The 18,369-nt window shown below is 57.5% G+C and carries 14 protein-coding genes; 7 read left to right on the top strand and 7 right to left on the bottom strand.

Annotated elements, in window-relative coordinates; translation table 11 throughout:
• Positions 1–22 precede the first annotated feature (22 nt).
• The gene (locus tag KP001_RS08065) at positions 23–742 is read right to left on the bottom strand and encodes a sensor histidine kinase (RefSeq protein WP_217289019.1); all 720 of its coding nucleotides are present in this window, start codon (positions 740–742) and stop codon (positions 23–25) included.
• Between the two features lie 623 nt (positions 743–1,365).
• Complete coding sequence (locus tag KP001_RS08060; RefSeq protein ID WP_217289018.1) at positions 1,366–1,548, bottom strand: hypothetical protein; 183 nt, start codon at positions 1,546–1,548, stop codon at positions 1,366–1,368.
• A 446-nt stretch (positions 1,549–1,994) separates the two neighbouring features.
• Between KP001_RS08060 and KP001_RS08055 the strand changes: the two genes are divergently transcribed.
• Positions 1,995–3,281: an alpha/beta hydrolase gene (locus KP001_RS08055; protein ID WP_217289017.1), complete on the top strand. Its 1,287-nt coding sequence runs from the start codon at positions 1,995–1,997 to the stop codon at positions 3,279–3,281.
• Positions 3,278–4,051 carry an MlaA family lipoprotein gene (locus tag KP001_RS08050; protein ID WP_217289016.1) on the top strand — a complete coding sequence of 258 codons (774 nt, stop codon included), beginning with the start codon at positions 3,278–3,280 and terminating at the stop codon, positions 4,049–4,051. The genes KP001_RS08055 and KP001_RS08050 overlap by 4 nt, the downstream gene beginning before the upstream one ends.
• A gap of 100 nt (positions 4,052–4,151) precedes the next feature.
• Here KP001_RS08050 and KP001_RS08045 read toward each other — a convergent pair whose 3' ends face one another.
• The gene (locus tag KP001_RS08045; protein WP_217289015.1) at positions 4,152–5,117 is read right to left on the bottom strand and encodes a hypothetical protein; all 966 of its coding nucleotides are present in this window, start codon (positions 5,115–5,117) and stop codon (positions 4,152–4,154) included.
• A gap of 381 nt (positions 5,118–5,498) precedes the next feature.
• Positions 5,499–7,193 (bottom strand): hybrid sensor histidine kinase/response regulator, encoded by a 1,695-nt coding sequence (locus KP001_RS08040; RefSeq protein WP_217289014.1) that lies wholly within the window; start codon positions 7,191–7,193, stop codon positions 5,499–5,501.
• 258 nt (positions 7,194–7,451) lie between these two features.
• On the opposite strand from KP001_RS08040, the gene KP001_RS08035 reads away from it, so the two are divergent.
• From KP001_RS08035 to KP001_RS08025, 3 genes are all read left to right on the top strand, one after another.
• Complete coding sequence (locus KP001_RS08035; protein WP_239027929.1) at positions 7,452–10,022, top strand: chemotaxis protein CheB; 2,571 nt, start codon at positions 7,452–7,454, stop codon at positions 10,020–10,022.
• A gap of 527 nt (positions 10,023–10,549) precedes the next feature.
• A complete protein-coding gene (locus KP001_RS08030; protein WP_217289012.1) occupies positions 10,550–11,698 on the top strand; it encodes an OmpA family protein in 1,149 nt (382 codons plus the stop codon).
• A gap of 189 nt (positions 11,699–11,887) precedes the next feature.
• The gene (locus KP001_RS08025) at positions 11,888–12,121 is read left to right on the top strand and encodes a hypothetical protein (protein ID WP_217289011.1); all 234 of its coding nucleotides are present in this window, start codon (positions 11,888–11,890) and stop codon (positions 12,119–12,121) included.
• 27 nt (positions 12,122–12,148) lie between these two features.
• On the opposite strand, the gene KP001_RS08020 is transcribed toward KP001_RS08025, so the two are convergent.
• Positions 12,149–13,918 (bottom strand): sigma-54 interaction domain-containing protein, encoded by a 1,770-nt coding sequence (locus KP001_RS08020; RefSeq protein WP_217289010.1) that lies wholly within the window; start codon positions 13,916–13,918, stop codon positions 12,149–12,151.
• Positions 13,919–14,351: 433 nt separating this feature from the next.
• Here KP001_RS08020 and KP001_RS22375 point away from each other — a divergent pair, with 433 nt between their 5' ends.
• On the top strand, positions 14,352–14,558 hold the full coding sequence (locus KP001_RS22375) for a phospholipase D-like domain-containing protein (protein ID WP_367620601.1): 207 nt from the start codon (positions 14,352–14,354) through the stop codon (positions 14,556–14,558).
• Between the two features lie 61 nt (positions 14,559–14,619).
• Here the strand turns inward: KP001_RS22375 and KP001_RS08010 are convergent, their stop codons facing one another.
• Complete coding sequence (locus tag KP001_RS08010) at positions 14,620–15,042, bottom strand: hypothetical protein (RefSeq protein WP_217289008.1); 423 nt, start codon at positions 15,040–15,042, stop codon at positions 14,620–14,622.
• A gap of 282 nt (positions 15,043–15,324) precedes the next feature.
• A complete protein-coding gene (locus KP001_RS08005; RefSeq protein WP_217289007.1) occupies positions 15,325–15,639 on the bottom strand; it encodes a BON domain-containing protein in 315 nt (104 codons plus the stop codon).
• An 812-nt stretch (positions 15,640–16,451) separates the two neighbouring features.
• Here KP001_RS08005 and KP001_RS08000 point away from each other — a divergent pair.
• The gene (locus KP001_RS08000; RefSeq protein ID WP_217289006.1) at positions 16,452–18,266 is read left to right on the top strand and encodes an alpha-amylase family glycosyl hydrolase; all 1,815 of its coding nucleotides are present in this window, start codon (positions 16,452–16,454) and stop codon (positions 18,264–18,266) included.
• Positions 18,267–18,369: the final 103 nt, after the last annotated feature.

Below are 18,369 nucleotides of genomic sequence, written 5' to 3'. Positions count from 1 at the left end.
CGTTTAAGAAGGCGCCGGCGGGTCATCCCATGGTGAAAAGAAAGGTCGCGCCTTCCCCCGGTCTGCTCTCGGCCCAGACGCGGCCGCCGTGGCGCCTGACTATTCTGTCGACGGTGGCCAAGCCGATGCCGTGCCCCTCGACGGTGGTCCCGGGAAGGCGTTGGAAGCAGGCGAAGATCCGGTCCGCAACCGCCATGTCGAATCCCGGCCCATTGTCCCGGACGAAATAGGTTGTTTGCCCTGCCAGTAGTGTCATGCCGAACTCTATGACTGTATTTCCCCGATGGAAGCCATGCTTCCAGGCATTGCCGATGAGGTTGTCCAGCACGCTGCGGCAAAGTCCGGGGTCACCTTCGGCGCTGATGCCCCGGGCGATACGGAACGTGACCCTGCGCTTTGGTTGTGAGAGTCTCAACTGCTCAGCCACCACGTTTGCCATCTCGCTCAGGTCTATTTTCTCCCGGTGCAGTTCGACGCGGCCGATGCGCGAAAAGTTCAGCAGGGACGCGATGAGCTGTTTCATGTCCAGCGTCGCATCGTAGATGCACCCGAGGTATGCCTTCCCCTGCTCATCGAGCTGGTTACTGCAAACTTCGGTGAGCAACTGGCAATAGCCGCTGATGGCAGTGATTGCGGAGCAAAGGTCGTGTGCAATGGCGGAGTTGAACGACTCCAGGTTGTGGTTGGCCTCGGTCATGAGTTGCAACTCCTGCAGTATGTGCAACGGGTCGGCGTCGCTCATCGGGAGGTCATTCCCAGAAGGCATGGCGTAGAGCGGGCTCTGCGCATGGCGGCACGAGGTTTCTCCACCGGGTTTATTTTTCTTAGAGCTCGGGGCGCCCTGTATTTGCTTCGGGCCTGGTCCGAGTGCCTCTATTTTTATGTGCATATGAAGTCCTTGGCTTAAGCGGCATGAAGGCAGCCAGGCCGGCGTGTTGCCTCGACGCGGCGCAGTGGTCATGGTTTCTTTGTAGGCTGTCCCTGGCCCATTTTGACCAGATCCTCAAGTAGGGCTCCGGAGGGGTCGCCTTGCACGGAAGTTGGATGTGGGGGCGCTTTTTTCGCGGGTATCTCGGCACCGCTATCCGCAGGACGATCGCTCCGGTCAGCTGCACCCACCTCCGCGATGGGGACTTGTCCCGGGGCGAACGCTGCAACCGGTCCGCCGTGAGCATGGGGCGCATGTTCTGCCGTCCGCGAAGCGATGGGCTTGAGGGTTAACAGTGCCCCGGTGAGCACTATAACGAAGGCGACCATTATTTTTTCTGATTGCATAGGTTCTCCCTAGGTAAGACCACGCGTCACCGGTCTGCTGCCGATAGGGGGACCGCAACATGTTGATCGCCCTCGGCCTCAACATTTTTGTCAGCGGCGGTCCCTACCGTCGTAACGTCCACCATCCCGGTAACCGCCATCCCGGTAACCGCCGTCCCGGTAACCACCGTCCCGGTAACCACCACGCTCGTCGTCGCTCCAGTAAGGGACAATGCAGCCGGACAGCATCATGGCTGCCACCAACACCCCCAGGGTTGCCATTAATCTTTTCATCGCCCTGCTCCTTTGCTCAGCTTTTCAGTGGGTCACGGGTTTACGACATTCGGCTGCCCGCTGGGCTCACAGCTGCTGGCCGGTGGGACTGCTGCAGCTAGCGTGCCCAGGGCCGGTGGGGGCGATGTAAAAGGCAAATAGGCGACGGGACAACAAAAAACAACCCCGGTTCTTTTAGACTGAGCCCTGGCGTCCCCGTGCATTACGGTGGCGGCCGCTATATGTGACGGCATTGCTAAATACGACAGATGATTTTTACGGATTACCGCGTGCAGTGCTGGGTAAGGTCGGTAGGTGTGACGTATTTCCACGATTCAACGCTTAAGCATAAGGTGTTTTCAAGTGGCACGTTAGTTGTACTTCAGAGTCTATTCTGATCGGCAAAAGTAGACGCGTGCCAGGAACTTTATCAATCTCAAGGCACGAATTTCAATCGGGAGGCCTGTATGGTTCTAAGACTACTCATCACCGCTTGCATCTTGCTGCTCCCCTTGCCGAGCATCGCGGCGGATGACGGATACGGATACCCGATCAAGGGGGCGTACGAAGCCACCATCCTCGGAACGCCGGCGGCTCTCATGCCCGCGCTCCCCGGGCAGGTCCGCACCCGGCAACTTCTACTCGATGCAGTGCCGCATCGGAAAAAGCCTCCGGTTTTCTTTTACGACGAGGGACTGCGCTGCACCTTCGCCTATCAGAAAAAGCAGGCGCCGCTCGTCTTTTTGATAGGCGGAGCGGGCGCAAACGACCGGTCCAGCAAACTCGTGATTATGATGAAGGCTCTCTACCTGGCAGGCTTCCACGTGATAACCTTGCCATCACCTTCCCATGCCAATTTCATCGTCTCCGCCTCCCAAAGCGGGATCCCGGGTGACCTGGCCGAGGATTCGGCCGACCTGTACCGGGCTATGGAAGGTGTCTGGAAAATGGTTGAGGGTGAGGTTCAGGTTTCCTCCTTCTATCTGGGGGGGTACAGCCTCGGGGCTACCCAGGCGGCGTTCGTTGCTAAACTTGACGAGGAACGCCGCAGCTTTAACTTTCGCAAGGTCCTCATGATCAACCCGGCGGTAAGTCTTTATGGGGCGGTGACGAGGATTGAGGATATGTTGAAACTTATCCCCGGAGGTGCCAAGAAGCAGGGGGTATTCTTTAACAGAATGTTGTCCAGATTCAGCGAATATTACAGCTATGGCAATTTTGTCGCCATAAATGATGATTTTCTCTACTCCATCTACAAGGAAAAGCTTTTCTCCCCCGAGGAAACGGCAGGGCTCATCGGACTCACCTTCCGCATCAACCTGGCAGGGGTAATATTTGCATCCGATGTCGTGACCAACAGCGGCTATGTGGTTGCGAAGAACCGGGTGCTCAAGCCTACAGATTCGCTTTCCGACTATTTCCTGGTTTCCACCCACCTGAGCTTCTTCGACTATTTCAACGAGTACTTCTATCCCTATTTCCAGAAACAGCGGCCCGGACTCACCAGGGAGGCGTTCATCGAGTCCCTGAGCCTCAGGCACATCGAGGCATACCTTAAGGGGAACAGCAAATTCGGTGTAATGGCCAACGAGAACGATTTCATACTGACCAAGGCCGAGCTTGACTACCTGCGGGAACTCTTTGGTCCAAGGACCAAGATTTACCCACGCGGTGGCCATCTCGGTAACCTCGAGTACAAGGAGAACATGGCCTACATGGTCGACTTCTTCAAGGATAAGGAGGTGCTGCCATGAGATACCATGCTTGCCGGATAGCGGTCTCTCTTTCCTTGGCTCTCCCTCTCGCCGGGTGCGCAACCGGCGTGAAGAGCCAACTCGAGGTGCGGCCCTGGCACTCGATAAACGAGTTCCGGGACCAGCGTTTCGCCGATGTGGCGGATCCATGGGAAGGGTTCAACCTGGGCATGTACCGGTTCAACTACTATCTCGACAAATATCTCCTTATCCCCGTCGTGAACGGTTACGAGTTCGTCACGCCGACCTTCGTCCAGCACCGCGTGTCTGGTATCTTCAATAATCTTGGGGAGGTACGAAATCTGACCAACAGCCTGCTCCAGTTAAAGGGGGGGGAGTCGGCGACGACGCTGGGGCGCTTCCTGACCAACACCATCATCGGTCTGGGCGGCATGTTCGACCCGGCCACCCGGTTCGGCCTGGACCGCCATGACCAGGATTTTGGCAAGACCCTTGGTTATTGGGGGGCAGGCTCCGGGCCCTACCTGGTGCTGCCGTTCTTTGGCCCTTCTTCGGTGCGCGACACGGGAGGTCTCGCCGTGGACACCGGGATCACCTACGGGATCTATACCGCGCTCGACCCTTTCGCAGACACCGGCCACTCTTTTGCCATCAGCGCCGGGGTGGCGTCACTGGAGGCAGTCGACATGCGGCATCAACAGAGCTTTCGCTACTATGAGAGCGGCTACCCCTTCGAGTACTACATGGTCCGCTTCCTCTACCATGAAAAGCGTGAAATTGAGACCGGCAAGGCTCCCACTGCGAATTGATGAATGCGCCGAATTATTCATGCGATACAAAAAAAACACCCCACGTTGCCAAAGTGGGGTGGGGTGCCGGTCTTTAGTGACCGGTTGCTTTGCCGCATCCCTAGTCCCTATTCGTCCCTTGCCCCTGTCCATGCTCCTGTCCATGCTCCTGTCCATGCTCCTGTCCATGCTCCTGTCCATGCTCCTGTCCATGCTCCTGTCCGCCGCCTCTTGGTTCGCGGTTTTGTTTTTCATGATCTTGCGGAGCATGCTGTTGCTGCTGTTGGCGTTGAGCTGCAGGAAGTTGCTGCTGGCGCTTCTCCTGCGTTGATGGAGGGCGTTGCTGCGGCGTGGCTTGGGCCGGGGTTGCCTTCTCATTATCGCCAGCCGGGTGCTGAGGCTGGCGTTGGGGCGCAGGAGCTTCTTGCTGCTGTGGGCTTCTCACCTGGGGTGCTTCCTGCTTGACGCGCCCGGCGGCAGGTGTCTTTTGTCCACTTTGCTTAAAATGCTGGCGAATCATTTCCTCACGCGGCTCATATTGGTATTGCTGGGTGCGTATCGATGGCTGCTGCTCCACCGGGGGATAGCGGTCTCCGGTATACTGGCGCTGATAGGTGGGAAGTGGAGCTGGTCTTGGTGTAGAGCCGCGTTTCCACTGGTCCCAACCGCTGCGGCGCTGTTCCCAGGAGCGGCCCCAGTGTTCACCCCAGCGCGGCGGTGCGTTGGACTGCCAGCCGCGGAAATATCCGGGAGGCTGACGATAGTACCCCACCGGGATGCGCAGGATATAAAGCGGCACGTATATCGGGTCCACATATCCCCAAGGGCCGTTGTACCAGGAACTCGCGTACCAATTGTCATTCTGATACACCCAGTACATGCCGTCGTAGAAGAAGTAGTTGCCGGACACCTCCGGGGCGTAGTAGACCGGATAGCCCGGCACCGGGACCAACTCCGGGAACAGTGGCAGGTTGATCCCGATGCTCACGTTGGGTAAGCCGATGCCGATGGTCACACCTGCCACCGAGGCATTCGCCGAGCACAGCAACATCAACAGGGCAATCAATCCGTAACGTATTTTTCGCATGCGGTCCTCCCGTCCATGTACGTAGGGGCAGGGGCTTTTGGGGCTATTGCCTCCGCTCCGGGTTAAGGTCCACCCCAAGAGTGGAATGCGCCGCTCCTGGGAAAAATAAGGCAAACCGCCCAATAATGCCCACGTTCTTTTGGTGCATTTTCGTCGGAGTGGGACCGGCTCTCGGGCCGATGCTGAAACCGGTAGAGGAGTGTGGCTTGCTGTTCTGTCCCTAGTCAGCAAAAGGTTTGCCATGAAAGTGGGGTCGCTCTGGTTTTGTAAATCGATTGGTATCAGCGGGTTAGAGGGGGTAGAGGGGAGCGGGGGGGGGCGCCAGCCAGCGTCTGCCGTAACATATGGTAGAACCATCAGATAGTGCGGAATGTGGGTGCTTCAGCAAAAAGCCCTTATAACATCGCGCAAGGCTGACAGGGTGTACGGCTTGAGGAGGAAACCGGAAGGCCCTTGGCCGGTGAATTTCTGTGCCACCTCCTGCTCCGAATAGCCACTGGACATGATCACCCTGACGTCGGGATCCAGTCGGTGCAGTTCCGTATAGCACTGGATGCCGTCCATTACTGGCATGGTCAAATCAAGGATCACCAAGGCGATGTTGGCCACCTTCTGATAAATGCGGAGTGCCTCTTGCCCATCGTTGGCCGTGATCGGCGTAAAACCAAGGCTTTGCAGCATCTCTGCCCCTATACGGCGCACCTCAGCCTCGTCGTCCACCAGAAGGACCGTGCCGCTCCCCTTCCAGTCATCGATACTTTCATCCTGATGCAAGAGTTCGGCAGGCAGGTCGCTTGCCGGCAGCAGCACCCTGAAGGTCGTACCGACACCTTGCACGCTTTCCACCTTTATGGCCCCCTTATGCCCCCTGACAATACCTTGCACCGCCGCCATGCCCAGCCCCCTTCCGGCGAATTTCGTGGTGAAGAACGGGTCGTACAGTTTTGCCATGGTTTCCTTGCTCATGCCGCAGCCGGTATCGGCGACATCCAGATAGACATAGTGGCCCTCGCTGAGGTGCTGGCTCAACGCCTCCTCGTTCAGGTAGTTGCCGCTGCACTCCTGGTCACCAGTGGTAATGATGATGCTGCCTCCTCTCTCTTCCAGCGCCTCGGATGCGTTGATCACCAGGTTCATGATTATTTGGTGCATCTGGGTGGCATCAGCCTGCACCGCAGGGAGAGGGCGCTGCAGGTTCAATTTCACGGACACTTTCTTGGAAATGGAGATTTTTAATATTTGCAGTATTTCCTCGATAAGTCCGTTCAGGTCAAGGTTTTCGACGCGGAATCGTCCTTTGCCGGAATAGGCGAGCATCTGTCGGGTCAAATCGGCGGCCCGTGCTGCCGCCTGCTGAATTCTCTGCAGGTGCTCGGCGGCCGGCGACTCCCCGTCGATGTGCAGGAGTGCGAGATCGGCGTTGCCGAAGATTGCCATCAGAAGGTTGTTGAAATCGTGAGCGATGCCGCCTGCCAATATGCCGAGGCTTTCAAGCTTTTGGGCCTGGAATAGCCTGGACTCGAACAGTTTGCGCTCAGTGATATCGATCAGGGCAATGCGGCATTCCGCCCCGGGTTCCGCAGCTATCGCCTCGATCTGCGCGAAAAAGGGCACCTTGGTATCTGTCTGCAGGGAAACCTCGCAGGAGGTTTTCGTATGGCTGATGAAGGCCTTGCTCAGGAAGGCTGCAAATGCCTGCCGGCCCTCCTCAACGATGAACGAGGCGAAGCGCCGGCCAAGCAGCCGAAAGCGCTCCACCCCCAGGATGGCGGCTCCGCTGAGATTCACGGCGGTGATCACCCCGGCAGGGTCGAGGGTGAGGTAGCAGAGCGGCGCGAAATCGTAGAGGTCGGTGTACCTCTCCAAAGCTTTCTCGGCCTCGACCCGGCTCCTGATGAGTTCTGCGTTCTGCATTTCCAGTTCGATCCGATGGACCTCTAGTTCATGGAGTGCCCTTTTGGGGGCCTTCGGGGGGGGCAATGGAGGCTGCCGATCCTGTTTCGCCTGCAGCAAGGCTTCTGCCTTGCTCCGCAGTTGGTCGTGAGCTTTTTGCCTCTTGTCGTCGTGGTTTTTCATGTCGCCGCCCTTTCACTTATCTAAGTACTGTCTGGCCTGGCGCGTCACCCCCCAAAGAAAACAGCATCGGGGATAAATAAACTAGGAAATGCCGGGCCCGTCAAGCGGGTGGACCAGAAGGGATGCCGCGGTTGCCCCTCTCCGCAAGATAAATGAGACTATTCCAGTGAATGCTGATATATTTCCCGCATGAGAAAAACCTCCACCCCGACATCCAGGGACGACAAACCGGACAAGCCCTCAACAAGAGATACCTCGTTGCGCCGGGACAACATACCTTTCCCCATCGTCGGCATCGGCGCCTCAGCAGGTGGACTGGAGGCATTGGAACAGTTCCTGCGGTGGATGCCCAGGGATAGCGGCTTGGCCCTGGTAATCGTCCAGCACCTGGACCCGACCCACAAGGGGATCATGCCCGAACTGCTCCAGCGCATCACCGCGATGGAGGTTTTCCAGGTCAGGGAACGGATGCGGGTCCGGCCTAACTGCGTCTATGTCATTCCTCCCAACCGGGACATGTCCATCCTGCACGGCGTCCTGCACCTGTTCGAGCCGACTACGCCGCGCGGCCTCAGGCTTCCCATCGACTTTTTCCTGCGCTCTCTGGCCGAGGACCGGCAGGAACGCAGCATAGGTGTCATCCTCTCCGGGATGGGCTCCGACGGCACCATGGGCCTCAGGGCCATCAAGGAAAAGGCGGGCCTGGCGCTGGTCCAGGATCCTGCCTCGGCCAAGTTCGACAGCATGCCCCGGAGCGCCATCGATGCCGGCCTCGCCGATCTGGTGGCCCCGGTGGAAGACCTGCCCGGAAAGATCGTGGACTACCTCAGGCACGCGATCATCATCTCCAAGGCGGACTATCCGCTCGAGGACAAGGACCCGAGCTCTCTGGAGAAGGTTCTCATCCTTTTACGCGCCAAGACCGGACACGATTTCTCGCTGTACAAGAAGAACACCTTGTACCGGCGCATCGAGCGGCGCATGGGTATCCATCAGATCGACAGGATCGCGACCTATGTCCGCTACCTGCAAGAAAACGTCCATGAAGTGGGACTCCTCTTCAGTGAACTCCTGATCGGCGTGACCAGCTTTTTCCGCGATCCGGAGGCCTGGGAACTCCTGGGGGAGCAGGCCATTCCTGCCCTGTTGGCGGATCGGCGCGGGGGGCTCAGGGCCTGGTCGGCGGGTTGCTCCACCGGGGAGGAGGCCTATTCCCTGGCCATCACCTTCAAGGAAGCGGTGGAGCGGCTTAAACCGGAGGCGGGTTTCACGCTGCAGATCTTCGCCACCGACCTGGATCCTGATGCCATAGACCGCGCTCGCCAGGGGGTCTATCCCGCCAACATAGCGGCCGACGTGTCTGAGGAGCGGCTGCGCCGTTTTTTTGTCAAGGAGGAGAGCGGCTTCCGGATCGGCACGGAGATCCGGGAGATGGTCACCTTCGCCACGCAGAACCTCATCATGGACCCCCCCTTCACCAAGCTTGACGTCCTCATCTGCCGCAACCTCTTGATCTATCTGACGCCGGAAGTCCAGAAAAAGCTCCTGCCGCTCTTTCACTACAGCCTGAACCCGGGCGGCGTCCTGTTCCTGGGGAGTGCCGAATCGCTAAACAGCAGCGCCGACCTCTTCACTGCCTTGAACACCAAGTCGAGAATCTTTCGCCGGCGCGAAACCGTCATGTCAAACGAACCGCTCGCGTTTCCACCATCTTTTGTCCCCCCGCAGCCGGGGGTTGCCAAGGAATTACCCATGCCCAAACCTGCAACCAATCTTCAGTCGCTCGCGGACAGGCTGCTGCTGCAGCATTTTTCCCCCCCTGCCGTTTTGGTCAACGACAAGGGTGACATCCTGTATATCAGTGGGCGGACGGGCAAGTATCTCGAGCCTGCGGCCGGCAAGGCCAACTGGAATATCTTCGCCATGGCGCGCGAAGGGCTCAGTTACGACCTGAGGATCGCGTTCGAGAAGGCGCTCATGCAAAAGGAGGCCGTTGTCCTCAAGGGGGTCAAGATCGCGGGGGGGAGCGGTACGCAGACCGTTGACGTCACCGTCCGGGCCATAGAAGAGCCGGAGGCGCTCAGTGGAATGGTGATGATCGTCTTCATCGACCAGGCCACGCCCCCGGGGGGGAGAAGGTCGACCAGATCCAAGGCATCTCCATCCGATCACGCCAGGGTTGTCGAGTTGGAGCAGGAGCTTCAGCAGTTGCGCGAAAGGCTGCAGACCACCCGCGAGGAGATGCAGTCCTCGCAGGAAGAGCTCAAGTCCGCCAACGAGGAGCTTCAGTCCACCAACGAGGAGCTTCAGTCCACCAACGAGGAACTGACGACGTCGAAGGAGGAGATGCAGTCCTTAAACGAAGAACTGCAGACGGTGAACGCCGAGCAGCAGTCGAAGATGGACGAGCTTGCGAGGATGAACAACGACATGAGGAATCTCTTGAACTCCACGGAAATAGCTACCGTCTTCCTGGACAATGATTTCCGCATCCGGCGCTTCACCAAGGGGGTGAACAAGCTTTTCAAACTGATCCCGGGTGACGTGGGGCGCCCCTTGGGCGATATCGTGAGCCATCTTCACTATCCTCAGATAATCGAGGAGGCGGAGGAGGTGCTGCGGACTCTGGTCTTTTCCGAGAGGCAGATCGCCACCAACAACGGGGGGTGGTATCTGGTGCGCATCATGCCTTATCGTACCATGGAGGAGGTAATCGACGGGGTGGTGATCACCTTTTCGGATATTACCGCTGCCAAGGCCCTGGAGGCTGGGTTACGCGAGGAAATTGCGAGGCTCGAGAAGCTTGTTGCGGCAGGGAGTCCGCTGTGATGCGACCTGCTTAATGCCCGCCCGTGCTGACCGTTCTGTACCCTTTTCAGTCCCGCTTAACGATGGCTACCACAGTGCTCCGTCTTATGTCACAGCTATGATAAAAGGCGGATTCCCTCACCCCTTTATCTCTCCCCGTAAATCCCGCCGTTGATTTTTCGCCCGCTTCATAGGCGGTTTGCGCCCCTTCATTCCCGGAAATCTTCAGGCCCGGATGCAGAAATACGGCATCCTGCTTCGGCACGGCCACGACCAGTGAACGCCAGACTTTTCACCTGTCCCACGGCCGTATTATATGGCGGTAATGTGGAATGTGACGGGACTTATTGGTGGATCCACGAGGCCGAGCGGGGCCTTCTTCAGATCAAGGCTCTGAATCAAGGGCTTGCACTCTCAATGCGCGCTGTTACACATTGGCTCGTTAGTTGCTCCTTTCTCTACTTTAGCTCGGTTTTCTTCATGCAAACTGATGATCTGGCGTCGACGAGGTACTAATTCGGCCACGAGAAGTATGAAAGGAGAATAAAATGAACCTGCCAAAAGTCTTGAGAGTATTTTCACTTCCGATGCTGTTGGCCTCAATGGCGGCACTGTCCGGGTGTGCTCACTACGAGGTCAACAACGGTCACGGCAGCATTCCAGGGTATTACATCCGCTCGGAGATGCAGGAAGCTGATCGGGCCGTGGAGTCCGCGCGCCAGGCCGGCAAGGACAAGACCTGCCCTGCCGAGTTCAAAGCCGCCGAGGATGCCAGGAACAACGCCTACGATGTCTTCAGGGCCTGCCATACCGAAGAGGGCGTCGCACTGGCTAAGAAGGCCACGGCGCAGGCCAACGCCCTCTGTCCGCCGCGGGCCGCAGCGGTTGAAGAAATCATTCCCGTGGGCGAACCCGGCCAGTTGAAGCCTGAACCGGTACCGGTCGTCGAACCGACCCCGGACCGGATCAAGTACTGCGTATACCTAGGCATCGAGTACGACATAAACAAGGCGGACATTCGCCCCGAGTATCGCGATGAGGTGGCCAGAGTCGGTGACTTCATGAAGAAGTATCCCTCGACGACCGCAGTCATCGAAGGTTATGCCGATGAGGTCGGCGATCGGGCTTACAACGTGCAACTCTCCCAGCGGCGTGCCGAGGGCGTGGTGAAATACCTTGAGGATAATTTCGGTATCGCCCCCGCCCGCCTCTCCGCCAAGGGATACGGCGAGGCGAAGCCGGTGGCCGACAACGCAACCGACGCGGGACGGCAGAAAAACCGGCACATCAATGCCATCATCGACTGCGCGCTCGACGTGAAGGACATTGCACCTCCCCCCGAACGGCTTTGCATGAATCTGAAGCTTGAATTCGCCTCGGACAGCCCCCGCATCGACCCCCGTTTTTACGACCAGATCGACGCCGTCGGCGAGTACATGAAGAAGTACCCGACGACCACCGCAGTGATCGAGGGACACACCGATAGCATGGGCTCTGCCGAGCACAACCTGAAGCTCTCCCAGCAGCGTGCCGAAAGTGTGGTGCATTACCTGATCGAAAAAAGCGGTATCGATGGGGTCCGGCTCTCAGCAAAGGGGTATGGAGCCACCCGGCAGATCGCGTATAACGACACGCCCGAGGGAAGGCAACAGAACAGAAGGATAAATGCCATCATCGACTGCGTGATCAAGAAGTAACAAATGAGTTCCGCTCAGTAGGGCGTACCTGGCCCTATTGAGCGGTCCGCGTTTATTCATCTGCCTAGGATTTGCTCGTCACCCCCCCTCCCAGAACCAATTTCTTACTCAGCCCGCCATCACAGGGGTGGGTATTCGTCGAACCTTTCCCAGGTATGGAGGCAGTAATACCGATAAAAGGAGAGTGCCATGGATTTCAGCGTCGAGGACAAGACAGAAGACAACGGAGAAAAGCAATATAGAGAATTCATCGGGTTCGTACGGGGGATTGAGTCAAATATAGAAAACCTGCTTACCCAGAAAAGTCGCAGAGCGCATTGGACCGATGAAGATGAACGTTGGTGCGAGGTAGCCATTAAGACCCAGAAAAGCGCTCTGATCGAAGGGTGTAGGAGGTTAAAGCGGGATGAAAAAACGGAGTAGCCGGAACATAGGCCGTGAAGGGTGCAGCTATTTACGGACGATTCCTAATTTTCGCATACGGGCGCGCAGGGTGCTGGCGTTGATTCCTAGAATCACAGCCGCGCCACTTCCCCCCTCGATGCGCCAGCCTGTTTTCAGCAAGACGCTGAGGATGTGGTCGCGTTCCAGGTCGACGAGGGTCTTGATATCTTCCGGCCACTTCCGCTCTTCACCAGCTTCCTGCCAGCTCTTATCTGCGGCATCCTCTTGCGACCGGAAGCTGTCGAACCGGTCCAGCACCTGTAAAGTGCTCCCTTGGCTCGTGATTACTGCCCGCTCTATTACACTTTCCAACTCCCGCACGTTGCCAGGCCACTGGTATTGCTGCAGGGCGCGTATGGTCTCCTTCGGGACGGTGGTGATCTCCCTGCCGTTTTTTTTGTTGAACTTGGCGAGAAAAAAATCAACAAGCAGCGGTATGTCTTCACTGCGCTGCCTAAGCGGCGGCATCAAGATTGGAAATACATTGAGCCGGTAGTAGAGGTCTTCCCGAAACCTGCCGGTCCGGATTTCCTGCTCCAGGTTACGGTTGGTAGCCGCGATGATACGTACATCGGTCTTGATGGTCTGGTTGCCACCCAGTCGCTCGAATTCTCCGTCCTGGATGACCCTGAGCAGTTTGCTTTGCAATTCAAGCGGCATATCGCCGATTTCATCAAGGAATATGGTGCCGCCGTCAGCCAGCTCAAAGCGTCCGATCTGCCGTGCGAAAGCCCCGGTGAAGGCGCCTTTTTCCCGCCCGAAGAGTTCGCTCTCCACAAGGGTAACCGGCAGCGCCGTGCAGTTGACCGTTATCATCGGGCGCTTCCTGCGGACAGAACCGTTGTGGATGGCTCGCGCCACCATTCCCTTGCCGGTACCGGTTTCACCCTGCAGCAGAACCGTGGCGTTCATGGGAGCTACCTGTTCGACGCGGGCCATTACCTGCGCCAGGGCCTCGCTTTGTCCGATGATCTCTCCGAAGTTGTACTGCCGGGCAGCTTCCTGCTGCAGGTAGATGTTTTCTGCCTGGAGTCGGTCCTTTAGCCGCTCTATGACGGAGTAGGCCTCCTGGAGTGACTCCTCTGTCTTCTTTCGCTCCTCAATTTCACGCGCGAGCAACTTGTTCGTCCCCGCCAGTTCGCCGGTCCGGCTTGACACAGTTGATTCAAGGCTATCATGAGACTTCTGCAGGTCTTCTTTCAGGCGCCTGGCAATAGTATCGTCAACCACCGAGCAAAAGATACGGACATGCCCGTCCTTCTTACTGCTGCCGTCGACCCTGACCGAGCGAAACTGGGTGAAGACGATAGAGTCGTCTTCTCCTTTCAGTCTGATTTGGCACTGCTGTGGGGTCGAATTTTGTGCGACACTGGCAAGGTGCCGGGGAAAAAGCTCCCGTCCTTGCGCATCGGCGATATACCGGGTGAAGGGGGTGTCGACCAGCAGGTGTCGCGCCACTCCCAGTAGTTGGGCGCCGGTCAGGTTTACCTGCCGTATCACTCCGTTTATGTCGAAGGTGAAATAGCCTAACGGGGCAAAGTCATATAGTTCTGAGTAGTTGTTAAGTGAGACTTCAAGCTCTTCCCTGGCCTGGCGTAACTCCTCGTTCTGCGTTTCAAGCTCGATCTGGTGGATTTCGAGCTGCTGAACAAGCCTTTGCATTTCTTCTTTCGTCAAGGGCGGCGATGGGACAGGTACGGCACTTATACGATGTTGTGCGGCGGGGCGTGGTTTGTAGATCGCATTCAGACGGCTCTTGTCTTTGTCAATACCCATCTGTAACCTCTCGTGTCCCGACACTCTGAACCAAATTTTAGATACACGATCTCTTTACAAAGTTCACAAAACATTTGCTTGTACACATTAAATACATTGACTGATACATTCAAGTCTGCGACTAAGAGTAACACCCATTTCCACATCTGGCTAATACCAAATTTCGGGCCGCCGTATTTGGCAGTTCTCTTGAAGACGATGGCGATCAGGGACCCGCTCTCATCGGGGCTGTCGGCCGCATTCATCGTTCCGACATTAATTCGGATCCTTGTGCCTGTTCGCCTGTCGAACGACCCTTTCCGTTCCTGGAGTTGTCTCTCGCCCGTGGCCTGTTCCGGCATGTATAGTTGAGAGTTGGTTTCGGACAGGGCGAACGTGGAGGCCGGCATGGGAGGGCAACGTCAGGACAGGTAGATTTAATTAAATTGGTTACATGTATATATCCGTTTTCGCCCCTCGCTTTGGCCATCGTCCTTGCTGCCGGATGTGCGAGTTTACCCAACCGACCATGGTAGGATCGACAAACCTGGACTACCTGAGCATGTCAAGCAATGGCGAGGCGAATGCGGTCGTCCTCAACAGGGAGATCGCACTCCAGATGGAGCAGATGTTTACCAGGGGCTGGCCGACTCCAAGCTGATTCTTCTTGAAGAGTGGGAGAGAACGGCTTCCCGTGCCCGGGGCACAGGGGGGCGGGGCGGTCAATGAGGGGTGCTGCAGGATTTCAGTTTCCCGTTTTCGAAAAGCGAGATGGTTTCGAATGGGGCGCAGTTCTTGCCGTCGATCGTCAGGGATTTGGAAAGAGTGCAGGTGTCCAGTCTGCCGTTTGCATGAAAACTGACCTGGCTGTACTGGTTGCAGGTAATATCTTTGTAATTGAAATAGTCGCTTGTGACACAACTTTGCAGTGTTCCTGATCGATATAGAGTGACAAGCGCATACTGCTTGCATTTAACGCCATCGATGCCGACATCATCCTTAAGGGTGCAGGAATTCAATTGCCCGCCAGGGTAGTAGGTGATTTCACCCGGTGTACAGATGGATTGGTCGATGGCCTGGCAAACTTCGACATGGACCAGAAATATCATGCCGACTGCAGCGATAACGATGCTTGAAACTTTCATGTCCCACCTCATAGGCACCCGCCTACCTGGCATTGTCTGCCAATGCCTGAAAAGGCCGTCGCTGGCCCGCGCGCATTGGTCGGCAAGGGATTGCTGCCGTGCGGCTCTTCAATTGCGGCGCGGATATTTAAAAGGGAGCGCTGACGCCGCTCCCTTTTAAACAAATCGCTGCCTTTCGTGGGGGCAGCAACGTAAAGGGCCCCTGTGCCCCTGGATAAACTTTATCAGCACCGCAAACATGGCAATCATGAGCAGAATGTCCCTCGGGGCGCCCATCGTGCGTCATTTTACCAGCAAATCGTTTTTCACCGATCCAACGCCTGGAACGCTCCTGGCGACTTCTCCTGCCTTGGCGACGCTTTGAGCCGAATCAACGAACCCGCTTAACTGTACTTCATCCTTGTAGGTCTTGACGCTTATCTGAAAGGTTTTCAGCGAGGCTTCGTTGAAGATGGCTGCTTTTACCTTGGTCGTGATCACGGTGTTGTCGACGTACTCGCCGGTGCTCTCATGGGTTCTGCTAGAGGCACACCCGAAGGACGCTCCTACCAACCCGGCACAGACCACTAGTCGCAAAATACGCTGCAGTTTTAGCATGAGATGTTCTCCTTTCAATAACGAATTCGAATCCGTTGTAGTCCCCTTCACACTGCAATTGACAAGCCAATAGCCGGATACTCGTCAACCGGCAGTATTGACCAGTCATAGCAAAACCTTAGCTCTCAGGGAAAACCGCGTGGCGACCTGGTAAGGTGCGCCGACCGCCACATGTGACGGAACCGTCGTTGCCGATGGTGAGGTTATTGACGGTGTTGTGCTTCCAGCGGCGCAAGGGTGAACCGGCCGTTGCTTCCCGTCTGGATGGCATGAGGCAACTAGCGCGCAGAAGCTGGTCTGCGGCTTTTGATTGCGTAATGCTCTGTGTTTTTTGGCGATGAGCGCGACACTGTGTGCGGCCAACGAGTCCGTCCCGGCGCTGCCCGCCATATATCGCAGTTATGTCAAAAATGACGGGTTCCGATTGCGGTTTTTCCCGGCACCCCTCCGGATTCCTTCAATATTCCTCGTGCAATCGAACTCTTGCAATTATTAAGACTCCTTGACGAATCCGGCACGCTAGTTGCGATTCCTGAGCGATCCGGCCTCTTTCAAGGGCTAAATACTCAATGGAATCAGCATTAGGAGCAGGCCCATGAAGGACTTCGACAGAGGACGATTGAAGTTTGGCAGATTCGGCAGGGAAGAGGTTTTCCGTCACATAAAGGTCTATCGACCCATAAAGGAAGCACCTTGAACACCACCGGCCCTATTGCGGCCTGGATAGCCTTTGAAGACTGCTGACCGGGTGGCTCCCGGCTTACTGTCACGGAAGGGTGAGGCGCAGTTAGTGCTGCCGGAGGGCCGTGGGTATGAGCAAAGAGGCCGATATCAAGGAGGACAAGCCCAAGGTAAAAAGGGCCGACGGGATGGGGGCGACACCGCACAGTGGGGGAGTCGGATTCCGTGTCTGGGCTCCACATGCAACGGGGGTATCTGTCATCGGGTCTTTTAATAACTGGGATGGTGCCAAGAACCCCCTGCAGGCAGAAGAAAACGGCAACTGGTATGCCGATGTGCCGGGGGCCAAAATCGGTGATCCCTACAAGTACCTGCTCGCTACCGAAAAAGGGGAGTTGACGCGCATCGACCCCTATGCCCGAGAGGTGACCGGTTCGACCGGCAACGCGGTGGTCCACGATCCGGACTTTGACTGGGGCGACGACTTCCACCTGGCTCCCTGGAACGAGTTGGTCATCTACGAGCTGCATGTCGGGACCTTCAATGACCAGGAGGATGACAACGCGGCGGCCCAGTTCGACTCGATCGCGGCCCGTCTGGGGCATCTGAAAAAACTGGGAGTCAACGCCATCCAGATCATGCCGGTGGGCGAGTTTGCCGGCGACCGATCCTGGGGATACAACCCTGCCCATATCTTCTCCGTCGAACTGAGCTACGGAGGCCCCCGGGCCTTCAAGCGTTTCGTTAAACGTGCCCACAGCCAGGGAGTCGCGGTGATCCTCGACGTGGTCTACAACCACCTGGGGCCAGGGGACCTCGATCTGTGGCAGTTCGACGGCTGGTCCGAGAACGGGCTGGGCGGCATCTACTTCTACAATGACGGCCGGTCCCACACCCCTTGGGGGGAGACCCGTCCCAATTATGGCGTGGGAGAGGTGCGCCAGTTTATCTCCGATAACGTGTTCATGTGGCTCCGGGAATACCACGTGGACGGGTTGCGCTACGACTGTACCCAGTTCATCAGGAGTGTCGACGGGACGGCCGAAAACGACCTCCCCGAGGGGTGGAGCCTCCTGCAGTGGCTGAACGAACAGGTTACCCGGCAGTTCCCCGGCCGCATCACCATCGCCGAGGACCTGCAGAACAACAGCTGGCTCACCAAGACCGTGGGCGCAGGGGGGGCCGGCTTCGGGTCGCAGTGGGACGCGAACTTCGTGCATCCCATACGCCGGGCGGTAATAACCCCCGACGATCAGGACCGTTCGCTTGCCGCCATCCGCGACGCCTTATGTTACCGTTACAACGACGACGCCTTCGATCGGGTCATCTACAGCGAAAGCCACGACGAGGTGGCCAACGGCAAGGCCCGCGTCCCGCAGGAGATAAACCCCGGAGACCCCAAGGGATGGTACGCCCAGAAACGCTCGACCCTGGCCGCCGCCCTGGTCTTCACGGCCCCCGGCATACCCATGCTGTTCCAGGGGCAGGAGTTTCTCGAAGGGGAGTGGTTCCGGGACACGGTCCCGCTGGACTGGGATCAGCGCGACGAGTTCCGCGGCATCGTCCGGCTCTACCGGGACCTGATCCATCTGCGGCTCAACCGCGCTGGTTTCACCCGCGGTCTTTGCGGGCAGTTCACCCAGGTGCATCACTTGAACGAGCAGGCCAAGGTGATCGCCTTCCACCGCTGGGACCAGGGCGGAGCGGGGGATGACGTCGTCGTGGTTGCCAACTTCCTCGCAGAGCCGCAGGAGGACTACGTCGTCGGCTTCCCGGCCGAAGGTACCTGGAAGCTGCGCTTCAACAGCGACTGGCAGGGCTACAGCGAAGTTTTCTCTGATCATCCAAGCGGTGACGCCGGTGCCGAAACGGGCGAGTGCGACGGCCTCCCCTGTCATGCCGCAATTTCTCTGGGGCCCTACAGCGTGCTGATCTTTTCCAGGTGATGGTTCGCTTTTGCGGGCCTCAGGGAGGGGCAGGCGCTTCACCCCCCAGTGGGAAACGGAAAAAGCCAGGCTTGTCGAGTGGAGCAGCGGGAGGAGGTACCCA

The sequence above is a fragment of the Geomonas subterranea genome (assembly GCF_019063845.1).
Taxonomy (GTDB): domain Bacteria; phylum Desulfobacterota; class Desulfuromonadia; order Geobacterales; family Geobacteraceae; genus Geomonas; species Geomonas subterranea.
The sequence above is the reverse complement of the archived record's forward strand: the minus strand, read 5'-3'. Positions and strand labels throughout refer to the sequence as shown.